Origin of the sequence: Sphaerimonospora mesophila, from assembly GCF_001417795.1 — a bacterium.
Lineage (GTDB): Bacteria > Actinomycetota > Actinomycetes > Streptosporangiales > Streptosporangiaceae > Sphaerimonospora > Sphaerimonospora mesophila.
In genome coordinates this window covers 36,506-55,296 of the sequence record NZ_BCBX01000039.1, presented here as the reverse complement: position 1 = coordinate 55,296, position 18,791 = coordinate 36,506, and the positions used below count along the sequence as shown (strand labels likewise).

The window sequence follows — 18,791 nt, the reverse complement described above, 5'->3', positions numbered from 1 at the left end:
GATTCTCCTCCCCGGCGGTCATACGCACCGGATATCATGAAGGGCGTGACTGTGCAGCATCCGGATGACATGCGTCCGGTGGACCTCTTCGACGAGGGACTGCCGGTGTTGCCCGACCAGACGAGCGACGACACCGACCTCGGTTGGGGCGAGTGGCACTCCGACTCCGACGACGCCCGTTACCTGGAAGAACGCCCACCCCACTGGGGCTAGGGCCTGTCCGGAGTCCGGATGCGGGGGGAGGCACTCCTGCCGGAGGACCTGCCCCCAGCAGGAGAGCGCGGCTACGCGGCCTTCTTGTCACACGTGGTTTCGACCGGAATGCCGACGACTTCGACCGTCACACCATAGTCGCGCTTGAGTACGTCGGCCATGCTCACGAGCGCGACCTGCGCGAACGGGTAGAGCGAGTCGGGGGTCAGCTCCTTGCCCTTGAGGAGGATGGCCAGGACGACCTTGCCCGGCAGGAAGTCCTCCGGAACGGTCAGGCGGCCGTCGCTGACCTCGGCGACCTTGGCCCGGAACTTCGCGCGCGCCTCCGGCTGGAAAAACAGTGCCTGGGTCGAGATGAGGGCCTGATTGAACTGGTGGCTCAGCGGCTCCGAGCTGTCCGCCGCCTTGACGTGGACCAGGGTGTGCCGGTGGGTGAAGCCGTCACAGGCCTCGAAGCCCCTGCCCCGGCAGTGCTGTGACGTCCTGATGAACTTCCGGTCGAGGCACACGTACTTGTCCCGCCCGAAGTGGTCCTGCATCCGGAGGTTGTAGTCCTCCTCCTCTTCACCGAGCCGCCACGGGAGCATCTCCAGCTCCGGCCCGTCCGTGATGAGCTCGCGCAGCCGACACTTGATCGACTCCACGTAGCCGGCGCCGCACTCGTACCACTCGCCGTCGCTGAGCTGGTAGATACGCGGCCCAATCGACACTGTGGCCTCGACCCACCGAATGGCCTTGGCGCGGCTGATCAACTCCTTGCCGTCGCGGTCAGCGCACATCTCGACATGGCCCTCGCGCAGCGCCGTCACCGGGTCCAGGCAGTGCTGCACCTTGCATCGCTGCCGCAGGGAGTCGAGATCAAGCTCGTCCCTGACGGTCGCGATGCTGCCGATCTTGATGCGGTACGAGCGGGCCTCGTGACGCCGATCGGCGAGCTCGACCGGGACCACGACCTGGATGCACAGGTCGCCATCGTCGCGAAGACCAGCCCCAAGCAGCGCATCGAGCCTGTCGCGTAGATCCCCGGTCGGTACAGGCTGGATCGCTTCGAGGCGCTCGAAGTCGGGCGGCACCTCCCGCTCGCTGATCTCGTTCAGCCGGGTCAGCAGGGCGAGGAATGCCTTCTGGTCCAGGGGGATGGGCAGCCGCAGGCCGTCCGCTCCCTCGATGGAGACCGTCTTGCGGTGGGAGAGACCGAGGTCGGTCGCCCGGATCAATCCGCCGAGCCTCTTCACCAGTTCGGCATGATCGCGCAGGCCGATGCCGCCGATGGGGATCCCGCCGGGGACCTGCGTGGAGTCCTGCCGCGAGATGCCGCCGAGCGCCCGGCGGACGACGTCCCGGACCTCAAGGGGGTCGACGACGCGCAGCGCACAGTGGAGCCCGAACCCGGGCTCCTTGAACTCCGCGATGGACAGATGCCCCTGCCCGAACCCGATGCCGTAGACGTGCTCGCCCACGCCGACGATGAGTACGGCCTCGCAGTCCTGCCTGAGCAGGCCGAGCGGGACACCGGTGAGAGCGGACAGTCCGGCGCACCAGCCGGCCTTGTTCGTCGGGAGCTGCCGAAAGTAGAGGATCGCCGGAGCACCGGCGATGTCGATCGGGACGACGTCGACTCCGGATTCGGCGAGACGGTCGACGGAGGTGGCGTCGAACATCGCGTCTGCGGTCGGCGGGATGCCGGTGAGCCGATACACGGTTGCGGGCAGCGTCGTGGGAGCCATGGCGTTCCTCCAGGGGGAAGTGGGGGCGGCGTCTACCGCCCTTCAGATGGGAGTGCTTACAACAAGTATGGCTGAAAGCGCTGTTAAAAAGTTCACCCTTGGCAAGCGGTGCTTCGAATTGGTAGCGTCAAGCTGATCGCTTAACGAGGAGGGAGGCATGTGTCCCAGCCATCCGTGCACGTGACCGCCGCCCAGATCTCACGACTTGCCGGCGTCACCCGCGCCACAGTCAGCAACTGGCGACGACGCCACCCGGACTTTCCGGCCCCCGTCGCCGGATCCGACGCCAGCCCCCTCTACGACCTGGCCGCCGTGCGTGCCTGGCTGGAGTCACGGGGACAGGCCCAGCCGGCCACGCCCGTCGAGGAACTGCGGACACTGCTGCACCTGCGTACCGGCACCCCGGCGGCGACGCGGCTACTCCCGTTCGTGTACGCGACCGCCCGACTCGCACAGGCCAGGCTGGCCGAGCTGGTGAAGCTGGCCGACGACGACCTCGCCGTGGCTGCGAACAACGCCGTGGCCGAGCAGAGCGCTGACTTGCCCATCACGCCGGACGACGGTTTCGGCCCCGCTGACGCTGAGCTGCTGCGGGCAGTGCTGAGCAGCGTCTGCAACGAAGGCGGCCAGGCCGTGCTCGATGTCTTAGCCGAGCGGGAGCTGACAGATACTCAATCGGCGGGTGCCTACCGCACGCCGAAGCAACTCGCCGATCTCATGGCCCGGATCCTCCAACCAGAGGGCGGACCACCTTACCCGGCGACAGTGTTCGATCCCGCCTGCGGCTCTGGGGGCCTATTAGAGGCGGCAGGGCGGCAGAGCGCGCTACGGCTGGTAGGTCAAGATCTGCTTGACGTTCAGGCTCTGCGCAGCGCCGTCCGGCTGAAGCTCGCCATGCCTGATCGGCATACGATGATCAAGGCGGGGGACAGTCTCCGTGCCGACCAGTTCGCTGACCTGCAAGCCGATGCGGTCGTGTGCAACCCGCCCTTTGGGGATCGAGCCTGGGGCCATGACGAGCTGATCTACGATCCTCGCTGGACCTATGGCGTGCCGCCGCGTGGGGAGAGCGAACTGGCCTGGGTGCAGCACGCGCTGGCCCATCTGGCTCCGGGCGGTCATGCCGTACTGCTCCTGCCGCCCGGAACGGGCTCCCGTACCTCCGGGAGGGCGATCCGTACCGAATTACTCAAGGCGGGAGCGTTACGTGCCGTGATCGCCCTCCCGCCAGGGGTCGTCGTTCCGCTGCACATCGGCCTCCACTTATGGGTGCTGCGTCAACCCGGACAGGGTCCCGCCGGCGACCCGATCTTGATGATGGATCTGACCGCCGAAACCGGTCGTCGCGGGAATATCGACTGGGCTGCGCTCAGCGAGACGGTTCTCACCTCGTGGCGCTCCTACCTGCGTGACCCGGCGGGATTCGAGTCCGTCCTCGACAGGGCGCGGGCCGTCCCGGTGGTGGAACTGTTCGGAGACAGCGTCGATCTCATCCCAGTCCGGCATCTGCACCGGACGGAGCTGGACCCCGCCGAGGTCTCTTACAGGGCGCGCTCCCTGCTGGAGCAGCTCTCTCAGAGCCTCGGCGATCTGTCGACTGCGGTAGGTGCTCAGAGCTGGGCCGATAGCGGAACCGAAGCCAAGACGTGGCGCACTGCTACCGTCAGCGATCTGGCCAAAGGTGGCATGCTCACCATCCAGCGTGCCTTTCCGCGCGGCACCCGTGGTGTCTCCGACGAGGCGGTGCCCGAGGAACACCGCGCCAGGCCCGTCCTCCTGGGCCGGGACGTGGCAACCGGCAGCCGCGCCACCGGTGTGGCGGGGGAGGACCGAGCCGCGCCGCCGGTCATTGTGGAGGTCGGCGACGTGCTTCTCCCCAGAGTGGCCTACCGTGAGCAGGTTTCCTGCCGGGTCGCAGATCAAGACGACGCGGGCTGCCTACTCGGGGCCAGTGTCACCGCGCTCCGGGTAGACCCGGCCCGGCTGGACCCGTGGTTCCTCGCCGGTTTCCTCCTGTCGGAGGAGAACCTGGTCGTGGCCACGGGCTTGCGACAGGATGTCTTTCTGGAGCCGAGCCGGCTCAAGGTCCCGCTCTTGCCGCTCGAAGAACAGCGCCGATATGGCGAAGCCTTCCAGAACCTGCACCGGCTGGAACAAGCCGCTCGTAAGGCCCAGAATCTGGCCGTCGAGACCGTGCGGACGGTTGCCGACGCACTGTCCGGCGGTGCACTCGCACCTCCAGGCTCCTGATTTCGCAATCCAGTGGACGCGCTTGTGCGTCTCCATTAGGCAGACGTTGAAGAACATCCCCCTGACGACCAAGAGAAGGACCCCTTGGATCTCGGTAAGCACTCCCAACTGTCCAACCACGCCTGGGCCGTCGCCGACCTGCTGCGCGGCGACTTCAAACGGCACGAGTACGGTCAGGTCATCCTGCCGTTCACGGTCCTGCGCCGCCTCGAATGCGTCCTGGAGCCGACCCGCGACAAGGTCGCCGACGCCTACGAAGGCGGGGAGCTGCGGGAGTTCTTCCTACGCCGAGCATCCGGACACAGCTTCTACAACACCAGTCGCTACACGCTGAAGAAGATCGCCAGCGACCCGCAGCACGCCGCCGCCAACCTGGGCAAGTACGTGGCAGCCTTCTCGGAGAACGCCCGCGAGGTGTTGGAGAAGTACGACTTCGCCCAGCAGGTCAAGAAGCTCGACGAGGCGAAGCTGATCTACCAGATCGTCGGCAAGTTCGCCGACCTCGACCTGCGGCCTGAGATGGTCGCCAACCAGCAAATGGGCTACGTCTTCGAGGACCTGATCCGGCGCTTCGCGGAGGCGTCCAACGAGACCGCCGGTGAGCACTTCACCCCGCGGGAGGTCATCGAGCTGATGGTGAACCTCCTCATCGCGCCCGACGCCGATCTGCTGCGTGAGAGCGGCGTCGTCCGCACCGTGCTCGATCCGGCCTGCGGCACCGGTGGCATGCTCAGCGCCGCCGAAGAGCACATCGCCGCCTTCAATCCCGGTGCCACGGTTAAGGTGTTCGGGCAGGAGCTCAACCCCGAGTCGTGGGCGATCTGCCGCTCCGACCTCATGATCAAGGGGCAGGACCCGGACAAGATTGCCTTCGGCAACTCCTTCACCGACGACGGCCACCTGCGCGAGAAGTTCGACTACCTGCTCGCCAATCCGCCGTTCGGCGTCGAATGGAAGAAGATCAAGGACCAGATCGAGACCGAGCACAAGACAGACCCCGACGGCAAGTTCACGGCTGGCCTGCCCCGCATCAACGACGGCTCGTTCCTCTTTCTCCAGCACATGATCTCCAAGATGAAGGCGCCCGCCGTCGGTGGCAGCCGCATCGCGATCGTTTTCAACGGCTCCCCGCTGTTCACTGGCGCGGCCGGCTCGGGTGAGTCGGAGATCCGCCGCTGGATCCTGGAGAATGACTGGCTGGAGGCGATCGTCGCGCTCCCGGACCAGCTCTTCTACAACACCGGGATCTCCACCTACTTCTGGATCCTCACCAACCGCAAGGCCCCTGCTCATCGCGGCAAGGTCGTCCTGCTGGACGCCCGGGACTACTGGCAGAAGATGCGCAAGTCCCTCGGCGACAAGCGCAAGGAGATCGGCAAGGACCAGATCAAGGAGATCACCCGCCTGTACGGCGAGGCCCTCACCGTGGCCGACGACCCCGATCATCCGCTGCACAGCAAGGTCAAGGTCTTCCGCAACGAAGACTTCGGCTACCACCGGATCACCGTCGAACGCCCGCTCAAGCTCCGCTTCGAGGTCACCGAGGAGACTCTCGAAACCATCCGCGATTCGGCCAAGCTCAACGCTCATGTGGACACCGGGAAGCTGGCCGATGCCCTCCAGCCTCTCGTCGGCACCACGTGGGCGAAGAAGACCGAGGCTTTCGCCGCGATCCACGAGGCGGCGGTCGCGGCTGGGCTGCTCTGGCCCTCCAAGGCGCCGTTCCTGGCCACGCTGCGGGACATCGTTGGCGTCCGAGACCCCCAGGGCGAGGTGCAGCACAAGAAGAAGGACGTGATCGAGCCCGATCCGGACTTGCGCGACTACGAGAACGTGCCATTGGACGAGGACGTCGAGGAGTACCTCAAGCGTGAGGTCCACCCGCACGTTCCCGACGCATGGATCGACCACGACAAGACGAAGACCGGCTACGAGATCCCCTTCACCCGCCACTTCTACGTCTACACGCCCCCTCGCCCCCTGGCCGAGATCGACGCCGAACTCAAGTCCCTCGAAGCCGAGATCCAGACCCTCCTTGGTGAGGTGACCAAGTGACGATAATTCCTGGGCTGGGAGTAATTCCTGAGCACTGGGCGTCAGAGCGTGCACGCTGGTTGCTGCTCCGCCAACGAAGGGAGCCCCGTCCTCAAGACGGAGTCGTAACGGCATTCCGTGACGGGCAAGTAACTCTACGCGAAAATCGACGCACCGAGGGTTTCACTAATGCTCTCCAAGAGATCGGATATCAGGGTATTCGTGCAGGCGACCTGGTCATCCACAGTATGGACGGCTTTGCCGGGGCGATCGGCGTATCCGATTCCAATGGCAAAGCGTCGCCTGTTGTGCACGCATACCTACCAAATGAATTCACAGATGTCCGCTATCTCGCATATGTCCTTCGAGTGATGGCGGTCAGTGGCTATGTGAGCACACTGGCGAAGGGCATCCGCGAACGCTCAACAGCATTTGATGCACCGACCCTAGCAAACGTGCTCCTCCCATCTCCGCCGTTGGCGGAGCAGCAGCGGATCGCGAACTTCCTCGATACCGAGACCGCCCGCATCGACCAACTTCAGCGAATGCGAGCACAGCAACTTGATCTTCTAGAGGAACGGTACTGGATCACTCTGCGTCGTTCTGTTACCGGATCGCAGGAAACTGAGCCAGAAAGCAACTTCATCGACTGGCTTGGGCCAGTACCCCTTACTTGGGGAACGCCGCCAACTATTGGCCGTCTCGCTCGATTCGTTATGGGGACAACCTTCCCCCATGAATACCAAGGGCTTGAGGATGGCGACTATCCATTTATCAAGGTCGCCGATTTTAGCTCTGCGGATGAGATCGGCTACCTTCACAGCGCCACGAATTGGATTTCTCATGATGTGGCTAAAATGCTTGGAGCGCGGATAGTTCCTCCGGGATCTGTCCTCTATGCCCGAGTTGGCGGGGCACTCCTGCTGAATCGTCGGATTATCACAACGCGAGCCAGTGTGATCGACGACAACGTACGAGCAATTTCATTTCATGTCGGTGACTCCAGGTATTGGGCGAACCTCCTCACCCTGTTAGATATGGGCGAGCTCATGAACCCTGGCCCAGTGCCATCAATTAGCGAGAGCCAAGTAGCGTCTGTTCGAATTCCCTGCCCTCCGGCCACAGTCCAAGAGCGAATCGCAGATCAAATCGTCAGTAGCCGCCGGACTCTGTACTGCGTTAAGACGGCGATCCAACGACAGATGGCACTTCTGGCCGAACGTCGCCAGGCGCTGATCACGGCGGCGGTGACGGGGCAGTTCGATGTGGCCTCGGCGAGTGGGCGGGGGGTGGGGGCGTGATGGGGGCGAACCACAAGGAGGAGGCGTTTCGAGAGGCGATTCTCGCGGGGATGCGCGAGCAGGGCTGGGAGGTCGGGCAGCCGTCTGACTACCGGGCCGACCTCGGGCTGGCCACCGATGAGCTGTTCACCTTCATCGGGGCCACGCAGATCGACGCATGGAACGAACTACTGGCGCTTTACGGCGACGACGCGGAGGCCGCCCAGCAGGGGTTCGTACGGCGGCTGAATCAGGCGATCGTCACCGATGGCGTCCTTGAGGTGCTCCGCAACGGGGTGAAGGATCGCGGGGTCCGGATCCGGCTGGCGTACTTCAAGCCGAACCTGGTCGAGTCCGATGACGTGTTGACCAACTACCGGGCGAACCGGCTGACGGTCATCAGGGAGGTCGCCTACGCGACGAAGAAGGCCGACCAGGGGCATCGGCTGGACCTGGTGCTGTTCGTCAACGGAATCCCGGTGGCCACGGCTGAGCTGAAGAATCCGCTGACCGGTCAGGGCGTGGAGCAGGCCAGGAAGCAATACCGAGACGATCGCGACCCAACCGAGCTGATTTTCAAGCGGGTGGTGGCGAACTTCGCGGTCGACCCGGATCTGGTGTTCGTCGCGCCGCAGTTGCGTGGCCGGCATACGCAGTTCCTGCCGTTCAACACGGGTTCGGAGGGGCCGGGCGAGTCCGGCGGCGCGGGTAACCCGGTGTCGGCCGAGCCGGGCAAATATCCGACCTCCTACCTGTGGGAGCAGGTGTGGGAGCGGGACAACTGGCTGGATTTGCTGGAGCGCTTCGTTCACCTGCACAAGGAGAAGAAGAGCACCGCCAGCTCGATCCTCTTTCCGCGGTTCCACCAGTGGGACGCGGTCAAGAAGCTGACCGCGCATGCCGTACGGCACGGGGCCGGGCAGAACTATCTGGTCATGCACTCGGCCGGGTCGGGCAAGTCGAACACGATCGCCTGGCTGGCGCACCGGCTCAGCGCCCTGCACATGTCCACCGACGTCCGGGAGCTCGACCCGGGCGCGGTCGCCCGAGGTCTCAAGCCCGGGGTGCCGGTCTTCGACAAGACCATCATCATCACCGACCGGCGGAACCTCGACGCCCAGCTGCGGGAGACCGTGGGGAGCTTCGAGCAGACCGCCGGGCTGGTCGTGAAGATCGACGAGAAGCGGGGGGCGAAGTCCACGCAGCTTGCCGCCGCGCTGTCCAGCGAGACCGGAAAGATCATCACGGTGACGCTGGCCACGTTCCCGGTGCTGGTGCAGTACCTGAAGGAGAACCCGACCGAGATCAAGGGGCGTACGTTCGCCATCATCGTGGACGAGGCGCACTCGTCCCAGTCGGGGGAGGCTGCCAAGGCGGTCCGGGCCGCGCTGCGGGATCTCGGCCTGGACGCCGAGGACGAAGAGGCGGGCGCAACCTCGGTCACGGCGGATACGGCCAAGGCGGACACGACGGTCACGGCGAAGCTGGAGCGCAGCGCCGCCGACCGTGGCAGGGCGGCCAACATCTCCTACTTCGCGTTCACCGCGACGCCGAAGGCCAAGACCCTGGAACTGTTCGGCACCCCGGTCCGGGTCGATGGCGAGCTGAAGTACCAGCCGTTCCACACGTACGCGATGCGGCAGGCGATCGAGGAGAAGTTCATCCTCGATCCGCTCCGCAACTACGTCACGTACGACACGTACTGGAATCTCGTCAACAACAACCCCGACGACCGCGAGGTCGAGAGGTCCAAGGCCAGCCCACTGCTGGCCAAATACGCCCTCACCCACGACGCGACCGTCGCCCAGCAGGCGACCGTCATCGTCGAGCACTTCCTCGCGCACACGCGCGGCCGGATGGGTGGACGCGCTAAGGCGATGGTGGTCACCGCTTCCCGGCTGAGCGCGGTGCTGATGTCGCGCGCCATCAAGGAGGAGCTGGAGATCCGGAAGGCCGACGTCGGAGTGCTTGTGGCGTTCTCCGGCACTCTGGACCACGGCGACGAGAAGGACATCACCGAGGTCAAGGAGAACGGCGGCCTGTCTGAGGACGCGTTGCCCAAGGCGTTCGCCTACACGCGGGCCGACGACAAGGTGGTGAAGGCCGGCGGCAAGGGCCGCCCGGAGTACCGGATCCTCGTCGTAGCGGAGAAGTATCAGACCGGCTTCGACGAGCCGCTGCTGACGACGATGTACGTCAACAAGAAGCTGTCGGGCATCGCCGCCGTACAGACCCTGTCCCGGCTGAACCGGACCGAGGACCGCAAATCACAGACGGACCTGGCCGTCATCGACTTCGTCAACGACGCGGAACAGATCAAGGAGTCGTTCCGGCCGTACTTCGAAGAGGCCATGACGTTGCCGTCCGATCCGAACCTGCTCTACACCGCGCAGAGCAAGGTCATGGCGGCTGAGCTGCTGTACCGGCAGGAGATGCTGGCATTCGCCGCGGTGCTGCTGGAGGCGGACGAGGCGAAGCTCTCTCCGGAGAAGCTGCACGCGGAGCTCTACCGGCTGCTCGCCCCGGCGGTCGGCCGGTTCAAGGATCTGCTCGACAGCGACGACGAGCACGACCATGCCCACGCGGAGACCTTCCGGGGTGACCTGGACGGCTACGTCAGCAAGTACGGCTTCCTCTCCCAGGTCATTCCGTACCGGGATGTCGATCTGGAACTGCTGTACGTCTACGGTCGCTATCTGCTGGCCCGGCTGCCGCACGGCGCCAAGGGCGACGTGGACCTCGGCGAGGTCGACCTCACCCACGTGCGGACCGAGCAGACCGGGGTGTACGACCTTGCCCTGCAGCCGGAGGGGGCAGCCGAGTTGAAGGGATTCGGCGACGGATCCGGCCGGGGCAGGGACGAGGAGAAGTCGCTGCTGTCGGAGCTGATCGAGCGGTTCAACCAGAAGTTCGGCACGGACTTCACCGAGCAGGACCTCATCGTGCCGTTCAACGAGGCCGTGGCCGACCCGAAGGTACGGCAGGCCGCGGTGGCCAATGTCGACCCGGAGAACTTCGGTCACGTGTTCAACGACGTCTTCGAGGAGAAGGTCGCCGACCACGTCGACACCCTGCGCACTCTTGGTGACAGATTCTTCGACAAGGACCCGACCTTCCGTACGGCTCTCACCAAGACCGCGCGCCGGGCAGCTTGGCGGCTGATCCGGGAGCAGGAGGGACTCGAAGACGTGGCCTGAGCCGCCTGTCGTATGGAGCTCCTGTGCGGCAGGACGACCATGGGCCCGCCTGCCGCCACGGGGGAAGAACGGCAGGCGGGCGGCTTGGAGGGGCGGCCTCCCGCCCCTTAAACGGCCCCTCAGCCAGAGGAGGCCGCCCAGCCCCGCCGGTCGCGGCCAACTGCGAGCCGGCGGGGCGGCTCAGCGGGCGAAACCGAACAGCAGATCCCGCCACATCTCCCGCGCCCGATTGGTGATCAGCCGCTCGGTCTCGCGTACCTCGGGCTTGCCACTGCGCGTGCGATCGGTACGGCAGATGAACATCAACCCACCGGCCGCGCACAACTCATAGGAGACGGCCCGGCAGCCGTCGCAGGTGTGCTCCACGACGCGCGCGTATGTGGTGCGGCGGGTGTCAGGCATCCACCGCAGCCGTACGCAATCGGGCTGCTCCGGGGGCAGATGCAGGCCCAGGCACGATGGGGGAAGCTCGTCCGGGTCTGATCGCCAACCGCTCATCGGGCACCGGCTGACTCAGCCCGGCTCTCCCGCCCAGGCGGATTCTCCTGGCGGGGCGCCGCCTGCGCAGCGACGGACTCCTGCTGGGCGATGGCCTCGCCCAGCTCCCGCAGGTCATCGCCGTCGACCGTACGGCACGCACCCGCCTCCTCGGCGGTGACGGGGAACGGCTGCTCCCGGCTGGCCCACAACCGCCCGGCGTCGCTGCGCATGATCCTCCACCCGGCGAACCCCAAGCCGGAGGGAACCGCTCTATCGTGTGGCATAGGTCAGGACCAACCCTCCTGATTCAGGACCCGCCCGGTGCGCTACCACCGCGGCGGGTCCGTCTGTTCACGTAGCGGATCCATCACAGCGCTATACGTAGTCGCTCGGGTAGACGACGATGGAGGACGGAAGCGGACTCCCAGGCGTCCGTCTGGCCGTCGAGGAGGTGTGCGTGGAAGACATTCCGCCCTGGGCCGCTCGGCTACGCGATGAGCGTCGCGAGCGATGCTGGTCGTGCAAGGAGATGGTCCGGCGGCTGGTTGAGGCCGCCGATGAACAGGTACGCGCTCATCTGCCGACCCGTGACTCGCTGCTGAGGATGCTGCGGATGTGGGAGGCCGGAAAACGCCGACCGCGTGACCCCTATCCCATGCTGCTCGCACGCGCTCTCGGAATCGATGAGGAAGAGCTGTTCGGCGACGACGTTCATATCAGCGTGGGGGACGATGACGAGTTCAATGCCCTGGAGCTGACTCGCCGCGCCGCCGCCAGCGATATCGGAGACGCGACGCTCGAACGGCTCGAGTTGGCCGTCGACGATCTCGCGGTGGCCTATCCCGGAACTCCGCCGCATGAGCTGCTGACGCGGGTGCGCCGGCATCTCACCTACGTCTCCCAGCTCATGGACGCCAAGAAAACCCTCGCCGAGCATCGCCGGCTCCTCGTGGCCGGTGGCTGGCTGTCGCTGCTGGCCGCGACCTGCCTCATCGATCTACGCCGGTTCCCGGCCGCCGCGGCGCGGCTTCGCACCGCCGCCCAGTTCGCCAAGGACACCGAGCACCGGGAGATCGCGGCGTGGTGCCTGGAGACGGAGGCATGGCAGGTCCTCACCAACGGTGACTACCCACGGGCGCTGGATCTCGCCCAGGCGGCGCAGCGGGTGGCGCCGCTGGGCAGCTCGGCCCACATCCAGGCGACCGCCCAGGAGGGCCGGGCATGGGCACGCCTGGGCGCCGCCAGGGAGACCCGCGCGACGCTGGGCCGGGTCGCGCGCCTGGTGGAGCCGCTGCCAGCTCCCGACCGGCCCGAACACCACTACCGGTACGACCCCGCCAAGTCAGACGCCTACACCGCCACGACCCTGTCATGGCTCGGAGACCCGGCGGCTGAGCCGTACGCCCGGGGGGTGCTCGCCCGGCTGCAGTCCACGACCGACGGCCCGCCGCGACCACGCAGAGCCGTGTCGGCACGGCTCGACCTGGCCCTCGCACTCCTGGCCGCCGACCAACTCGACGAGGCCGGGCACGCCACGCTCACTGCGATCACGAGCGGGCTCCTGGTGCCGTCGAACTACTGGCGTGCGGCCGAGGTGATCAGTGCTTTGGAAGCGCGACGCGTACCCGAGGCCGCCGAACTGCGCGAGGCATATCAAGAACTCTGCGGCCCTTGAACTGCGGGAACTGTCCCTGGAGGGAACCCACCTAATGGACGGTCGTGTCGTCGGGCTGGCTACCGGGCACGCCCGGTGGAGCGGCCTGCGGTTGCACTCAGTGGAGTTTTCCGACTGCGACCTGTCCGGCCTGCACTGGACCGGCAGCGCACTGTCGCGCGTCACCTTCACCGACTGCAAGCTCATGGCGCCCGTCATCGAGGACCTCGCCCTGGAGGACGTGCTGTTCGAGCGGTGCCGGTTCGAATACGCCACCCTCACCAGCCTGCGCACCACCGGGCCTGTGATCGTCTCCTCCTGCTCGCTACGGGAAGCCACCGTCACCAGTTGCGATGTGACCCGCGCCGCGTTCAACGAGTGCGACCTGTGCCTGACCACCGTCGAAGGCGGTGTGTGGGGCCGCTGCGACCTGCGCGGCAACGACCTGACCGGCATCCGGGGGGCCTCGCTGAAGAAGGTCATCCTCGACCGGTCCCAACTGCCCGCCTCGCCGATGCACTCGCTGCCGACCTGGGTGTGGTCTTCGGCGAAGACCTGGAGGGCGAGAGCAGACCCGGGGGCCTGTCTTGAGGCTGTTGTTCGGCGAGTTCGCCGACATTGGGGACGTCCCTGTGGCGGGCGACACCCGCGGGTATGTTCTGGGTAGTAATCGACGAAGGCGTGTTGCACCGCCCATCGGGGGGCCGGGACGTGATGCGCCGCCAGCTCGAACGCGTGTCCGAGGTGATCGAGGCCGGCTGCCTGCCGTACTGCTCGGCGGCGGCATAAGCCGAGCGCGTCACCGCGGTTTCGGTGACCTTGGTCGCGATGAGTCAGATCGCCTGTTGCGGGAATGCTTCTTCAAGTCTTCTGAGATCTGTGTGACGGCTACGGCCAGCCGTGGGAGAGTCGGATCATGCTTACGATCGAGCAGCACATGCGGTTGACCGGAATCGGGTACGAGGGGTGTGACCTTGATGAGTTCATTCAACGACTTCGTCGTAGCGACGTGAGCCTGCTGGTCGACGTGCGGCTGAACCCGATTTCCCGGAAGCGTGGTTTCAGCAAGACCGCGCTGGCCAACGCGCTCATTGACGCGGGGATCGCCTATGAGCACATGCGTGAGCTCGGCAACCCGAAGTGGAACAGGGCAGGGTTCGGGGGCGGCTTCTCGGAGTTGAGGGCAGCCCGTGACGTCTACGCCGCAAGTCTTTTGGACAATGCCGCCCGGGTGTGTCTGGACCGGATCGCCGAAGCCGCTCGGCGGCAGGCGGTGGCGGTCATGTGCTTTGAAGCCGATCAACATCGGTGCCATCGCGATCTCGTACTGGAGGCCGTACGCGAGCGGTTCAGCTACGCGACGTCGGCTTGATCCGGCGGGGATAGACCACGCCCAGGACGATGAAGCTCTGCGGATGGGCTTGCTGGTTGCCCACATAAAAGACGGTGTCGCGATCCGGTGCGCACATCAGATCCCAGAACTTCTCGCGGATGGCCATCTTGACACCTTCATCGTCGCGAATCCCAACGGTGCGTTGGAGGGCGACCAGTTCCCAGTCGTAGATCCCCTGACGATGTGTGTTGCAGCCAGATGCGTGACACCGATAGCGGTACCACGCCTTGAACCGGGGTGCTTGGAGCGCCGTGCGCGGTGCGGAATCAAAGAGACCGAGCTGCTGGACGTACCGATCGATCTTTCTTTGCTCCGTGGGCGTCCATCCGGGATGAGGCTCGAGTTCAAGTGAGAGGATCTCCTTGGGACGGACCGCCGCCAACGACCGGGCTGAAGGCCGTTCACGGACGGCGGCGATGAGGTCGCACATCGAGTCCTCTATGTAGTCGTCGATGTAGGTCATCCGTTTTGGCCAGCCATCGAGATGCTTCTCCACAACGAAGCTGTCCGCTCGTGGCCGCCAACTCTCTGCTCGGGGATCGTTCGGACTCGGCTTGGCCTCCAGAGTGATGATGTCATATTTCCGGAATCGGCTATCGCCGTCCAACTCACGGAAGTTAATCGGGTAGAGCCGGATCCAGCCCGGCTGATCGAGGTCGAGCCGTAGCGCGGCCACGCATACGGTCTCCCCGTAGGTTTCCGAGGGGTTGGGGGCGGCCTTGACCGTGATCAGTAATTTCATGCTCTGCAGTCGGGTTCCGGATGGCTTGTTCCGTATCGTTCCAAAGTCGGGACCGAAAAGTGAAGGCTGCTGTGTCACACGATCCTCCGCATCCGCATACTGCTGATTTCCAAGGTAGCTTTACTCGTCCATTAACCTCCTTCATCATCGCGAGTTGTCCAAAATTGGACACACACGTTGCCCGAAGGCGGGGCCTGATTCTCGGCACAGCACTCTGACTGGACAGCAAGATCTTCCTTGAGCACACTGGTAACACGAGGTGTCCAGCGAGGCTCGCGGAGTGAATGTGCCCAGTGAATCCGTTGCCGGTCGATATGAGCTGACCGAGGGAATCAGCAGCGGGGCGATGGGAACGGTCTGGCGAGGCTACGACGCCATCCTCGACCGCGAGGTCGCCGTCAAGGTGATCCGTACGGACGTGATCAGTTCCGTACGGGATGCCCAAGAGCTTGCGGACCGCTTCCGCCGTGAGGCTCGCATCACGGCCCGGATCCGCCACCACGGGGTGCCTCAGGTCTATGACGCGGTGCTCACCGAGCCCTTCGACCAGCTGTACCTGGTCATGGAGCACATCCACGGAACCAGCCTGCGCGCCTATATCCGGCCCAGCGCTCTCCTGCCTGTGCCCTGGGCGGCGGCGATCGCCGCACAGATTGCGACCGTCCTGTCGCATGCTCACGCGGTTCCGGTCGTGCATCGTGATCTCAAGCCCGACAACGTGCTGGTCACCGCCGACGGCACGGTCAAGGTGCTCGACTTCGGCATCGCCGCGATCCTGCGGCCGGACGTTCCCCGGTTGACCAGGCTCGGCATTCCGATGGGGACCAGCAGGTACATGTCGCCGGAGCAGACCCGAGCCAGCCAGGTCACGCCGCAGAGTGACCTCTACGCGCTCGGGTGCCTGCTCTACGAGTTGCTCTCGGGCCGGTCGGTGTTTGACGGCCCGACAGAGGAGCTCTTCTGGGAGCAGCATCGGCATGCCCAGCCGCAGCCGCTCCGCGAACTGCGGCCGGATGTCCCTGAAGATCTGGAAAAGCTCGTTCTGCAGTTACTGGCCAAGAAGCCAGAGCAGCGCCCGGGCGATGCGTACGCGGTCTACGAGGGCCTTCTGCCGTTCCTGCCGCCTCCGGGCGCGACGGCACCCCAGGGCGGACCGGAACTGGCCGGCTGCCCGGACCCGACTCACATGTATCGGCGGCCGAACGCGCCCCGCCCACCCGACGTTCCCGCGAGTACTCCAAGCCCCAGGCCCGCCCCCCGGCCTGGAGCCACACTGGACACGCGGCTAAGAGCCGCCATCGCCGATGTTGAACGCCAGGTCAACGCCCTCCTCGGCGAGGAGCGTTACATCCAGGCAGCCGACGCCCTCGAGGTAGTGATCGACTCGGTATCGGCGACGCTTGGCGCAAGGCATCCGCGCGTCCTGGCCCTGCGAAAGAAGCGGGCAGCCGTCCTCTTCATCGGCGGCGACTACCGTCGGTCCCTGCCGGAGTTCGACGATCTCGCGAACGCCTATGAGAGTGCCGAAGGACCGGCGAGCAACAACGTGATCCACTGCCGCCGTCAGGCGGCCGACTGTCGCGCCGAGCTCGGCTACGTCACGGTTGCGCTCCGTGAGTATCACGACGTGCTCGACCTGATCCGTGACAAGGAGAGCGACACCTCCGAGACCGCGAGGGAGATCCGCCGTAGCATCGGCGCCCTCCTTGCCGCCGAAGGGGACAACCAGCAGTCCAGAGAGGTCTTGACCACGCTGCTGGAGGACCTTCTGCTCCTCTTCGGCCCGGACCACCTCGAAACTCAAGAAGTCCAGGAGATGCTCCGCCACCTCGACGGGGACGACGACGCGGCGGGACCAATGGGTGGACCCCCATCTCGATAATGCCGCATTGCCGGCTCTCTGCCTGGGGGCGACCTGTCTACCTGTTCCGGAGGTGCTCGCCGCAGCAGCGCTCGACGTTGGCGAAGAGGTCGTTCCATGACCGGTTTGTTCCAAGCGGCTGCGTAAGGCAGCCCATGGAGATGGCCTTCTCCAGTACTCCGGGAGCGTCCGACTCCCGGTAGCGCCTTGCCGAGTTCCCGACCTTGTTCATGAGGACGTTTTTCGGATCGTGTACTTTTCCTGTGTCTTTGCCCTGGTATTTGCTCGGCACCTCCCAGGAGGACACGAACGCCTTCAACGCTTTGGGGAACAGGAGTAACCATGCTTCCGTCTCCCACACGGCCAGTCCGTAATGAGCCGAGCCCATTTCTCTGTCCAGGGCGTCCTGCACCCGGTCGCGGATCCGGATGTACTCCTCACCGTCGACCGCGTCCAGATCCTCGTGGACGAAGAAGCAGGCGAGCTCGGCTTTCTCCCGGGCGGCACGGGCGCGGGCGAGTCTGGCGAGTTTGTTCACCCGATCGGTAAGTCTCTGACCGGTGGCCTGCCGCAGTCGGACGGGCTCGTTGATCTCTACAAGCCTCCCTTTCATCTGCGGGCAGAGGGCCTCCAGCAGAAGACGGAGGCAGCGGCGGTCGTTGCTGTCCTCGCCGGCGAGGACCACGACGGGCTTCTTCGTGGCACGGACCCGGGTACCGCCTCGCGGGGTCACAGATCACCTCCCAGGGCTCCCGAAAACCACAGCTCACCGAGTGGCAGACCTTCACTCTTCGTGACGATGTCGCGAATCTGCTCGTGGGATATAGCGGGTATCGCGGAGGACCCGTCGTCTCGGCGTTCGCAGACGACAAGTTCGTCCGGGTGCAGCCTGTCAGCGAGGGCAGGGGAATGCGTGGCGATGAGGAACTGCGTCCGCCGGCTGGCCTCTCGGAGTCGCTCGACCAGAAGCTCCAGAGCCTGGGGGTGCAGGCCGTGGTCGATCTCCTCGATGCACGTCAAGGCCGGAGGGCTGGGGTCGTAAAGCAAAGAGAGGAGACCGAGGAGGCGAATCGTGCCGTACGAGGCATCGGCGAGCTGCGTCCGTCGGCGAAGTCCTCGTTCCTGGAGGGTGACGATGACCTCACGTGCAGGGCCGGAGGGGAATTCGAAATCGATCCCGGTCAGCTGCGGCAGCACCTCGATCGCATCGGCCACCAGTCTCTGGAATGCCTCGTCATCTCGGCTTCGCATCATCAGAAGAAAAGCGGCCATATTGGCGGCGTCGTCGTCCAGAACCGCGGTGCCCTGCGGGAAGCGGCTCGGCAGGCGCGCGGATCCGACGTTCACATCGAAGACCCGGAAGGACGCGAGTTGCTGCGCCACGGTCGCCACCTCGCTCCCTCCCTCGTCATCCGAAAGCCGGGGAAGGGTGGAGAGGCCGCTGCTCAGACGTTGGATGCCGATGGAGTGCGCTGGGGACTCGACACGGTCTCTGCCGATCTGGACGACATTGACCTTCTGGCCGGAGATCGTAATTCGGCGGCCGCGCCCCTGCGTCCGCTTGAACTGGAATGTCTCCCGTCGGGAGAGCGACCTGCCGCTACGTTGCTCGATCCGGAGCGAGTACTCGTCCGGCGCGTTCGGGCTGCTGTGCGTCGTCCAGTTGGCCTTCAGCTTGATCTGAATCGCCGTCGGAAGTTTGTCACCGCCCCAGAAGGCGACCTCGTCGAAACCGCCGCGAAGATCGAGTGCCGGCTGTAGGTCGGTTCGGATCACGTCCGCGAGAAAACGGAACACCTCCAGGATATTGGTCTTTCCCGCACCGTTCGCTCCAACGAGTACGTTGAGCGGCCCCAGAGGAAGTGTCACCCTGCGGAGGCTGCGGAAATTCTCTACCTCGAGCTCGATCAACCGCTTTTCCATCAATCACACTTCCCGGGCCTGTCTGTGTTCCAATGGC

General features: G+C 65.3%; 16 protein-coding genes. 10 read left to right on the top strand and 6 right to left on the bottom strand.

The window, feature by feature from the left end:
• Nucleotides 1-45 precede the first annotated feature (45 nt).
• Entirely contained in the window at nucleotides 46-213 is a 168-nt protein-coding gene (locus AP234_RS37600) for a hypothetical protein (RefSeq protein WP_162492446.1), read from the top strand.
• A 71-nt stretch (nucleotides 214-284) separates the two neighbouring features.
• Here the strand turns inward: AP234_RS37600 and AP234_RS20615 are convergent, their stop codons facing one another.
• A complete protein-coding gene (locus AP234_RS20615) occupies nucleotides 285-1,940 on the bottom strand; it encodes a DUF6119 family protein (protein ID WP_055481331.1) in 1,656 nt (551 codons plus the stop codon).
• Nucleotides 1,941-2,099: 159 nt separating this feature from the next.
• On the opposite strand from AP234_RS20615, the gene AP234_RS20610 reads away from it, so the two are divergent.
• The 4 genes from AP234_RS20610 (at nucleotide 2,100) to AP234_RS20600 (ending at nucleotide 10,701) form a co-directional block, all read left to right on the top strand.
• Entirely contained in the window at nucleotides 2,100-4,190 is a 2,091-nt protein-coding gene (locus AP234_RS20610) for an N-6 DNA methylase (protein ID WP_055481330.1), read from the top strand.
• Between the two features lie 84 nt (nucleotides 4,191-4,274).
• Nucleotides 4,275-6,245 carry a type I restriction-modification system subunit M gene (locus AP234_RS20605; RefSeq protein WP_055481329.1) on the top strand — a complete coding sequence of 657 codons (1,971 nt, stop codon included), beginning with the start codon at nucleotides 4,275-4,277 and terminating at the stop codon, nucleotides 6,243-6,245.
• Nucleotides 6,246-6,472: 227 nt separating this feature from the next.
• Entirely contained in the window at nucleotides 6,473-7,525 is a 1,053-nt protein-coding gene (locus AP234_RS36460; RefSeq protein WP_152990536.1) for a hypothetical protein, read from the top strand.
• Nucleotides 7,525-10,701 (top strand): type I restriction endonuclease, encoded by a 3,177-nt coding sequence (locus AP234_RS20600; protein ID WP_055481328.1) that lies wholly within the window; start codon nucleotides 7,525-7,527, stop codon nucleotides 10,699-10,701. The genes AP234_RS36460 and AP234_RS20600 overlap by 1 nt, the downstream gene beginning before the upstream one ends.
• A gap of 180 nt (nucleotides 10,702-10,881) precedes the next feature.
• On the opposite strand, the gene AP234_RS20595 is transcribed toward AP234_RS20600, so the two are convergent.
• Nucleotides 10,882-11,199, bottom strand: a complete 318-nt coding sequence (locus AP234_RS20595; protein ID WP_055481327.1) for a hypothetical protein — start codon at nucleotides 11,197-11,199, stop codon at nucleotides 10,882-10,884.
• Complete coding sequence (locus tag AP234_RS20590; protein ID WP_200926625.1) at nucleotides 11,196-11,411, bottom strand: hypothetical protein; 216 nt, start codon at nucleotides 11,409-11,411, stop codon at nucleotides 11,196-11,198. Before AP234_RS20590 ends, AP234_RS20595 begins: the two co-directional genes overlap by 4 nt.
• A gap of 227 nt (nucleotides 11,412-11,638) precedes the next feature.
• On the opposite strand from AP234_RS20590, the gene AP234_RS37365 reads away from it, so the two are divergent.
• The 4 genes from AP234_RS37365 to AP234_RS20575 all read left to right on the top strand — a co-directional run bounded on the left by AP234_RS37365 (nucleotide 11,639) and on the right by AP234_RS20575 (nucleotide 14,207).
• Nucleotides 11,639-12,856 carry a hypothetical protein gene (locus AP234_RS37365; protein ID WP_055481489.1) on the top strand — a complete coding sequence of 406 codons (1,218 nt, stop codon included), beginning with the start codon at nucleotides 11,639-11,641 and terminating at the stop codon, nucleotides 12,854-12,856.
• Between the two features lie 34 nt (nucleotides 12,857-12,890).
• Nucleotides 12,891-13,502, top strand: coding sequence for a pentapeptide repeat-containing protein (locus AP234_RS38775; RefSeq protein ID WP_055481325.1), 612 nt, complete (start codon nucleotides 12,891-12,893; stop codon nucleotides 13,500-13,502).
• The gene (locus AP234_RS38770) at nucleotides 13,490-13,624 is read left to right on the top strand and encodes a Scr1 family TA system antitoxin-like transcriptional regulator (RefSeq protein WP_235558281.1); all 135 of its coding nucleotides are present in this window, start codon (nucleotides 13,490-13,492) and stop codon (nucleotides 13,622-13,624) included. Before AP234_RS38775 ends, AP234_RS38770 begins: the two co-directional genes overlap by 13 nt.
• Before the next feature lie 127 nt (nucleotides 13,625-13,751).
• The gene (locus tag AP234_RS20575) at nucleotides 13,752-14,207 is read left to right on the top strand and encodes a DUF488 domain-containing protein (protein ID WP_063843016.1); all 456 of its coding nucleotides are present in this window, start codon (nucleotides 13,752-13,754) and stop codon (nucleotides 14,205-14,207) included.
• Here the strand turns inward: AP234_RS20575 and AP234_RS20570 are convergent.
• On the bottom strand, nucleotides 14,185-14,970 hold the full coding sequence (locus AP234_RS20570; protein WP_200926624.1) for a hypothetical protein: 786 nt from the start codon (nucleotides 14,968-14,970) through the stop codon (nucleotides 14,185-14,187). The genes AP234_RS20575 and AP234_RS20570 overlap by 23 nt on opposite strands.
• 286 nt (nucleotides 14,971-15,256) lie before the next feature.
• On the opposite strand from AP234_RS20570, the gene AP234_RS20565 reads away from it, so the two are divergent.
• Entirely contained in the window at nucleotides 15,257-16,852 is a 1,596-nt protein-coding gene (locus AP234_RS20565; protein ID WP_055481323.1) for a serine/threonine-protein kinase, read from the top strand.
• Nucleotides 16,853-16,889: 37 nt separating this feature from the next.
• On the opposite strand, the gene AP234_RS20560 is transcribed toward AP234_RS20565, so the two are convergent.
• Together AP234_RS20560 and AP234_RS20555 are read right to left on the bottom strand one after the other, a co-directional pair.
• The gene (locus tag AP234_RS20560; RefSeq protein WP_063843027.1) at nucleotides 16,890-17,516 is read right to left on the bottom strand and encodes a hypothetical protein; all 627 of its coding nucleotides are present in this window, start codon (nucleotides 17,514-17,516) and stop codon (nucleotides 16,890-16,892) included.
• 44 nt (nucleotides 17,517-17,560) lie between these two features.
• Nucleotides 17,561-18,742, bottom strand: coding sequence for an AAA family ATPase (locus AP234_RS20555; RefSeq protein ID WP_235558280.1), 1,182 nt, complete (start codon nucleotides 18,740-18,742; stop codon nucleotides 17,561-17,563).
• Nucleotides 18,743-18,791 lie beyond the last annotated feature (49 nt).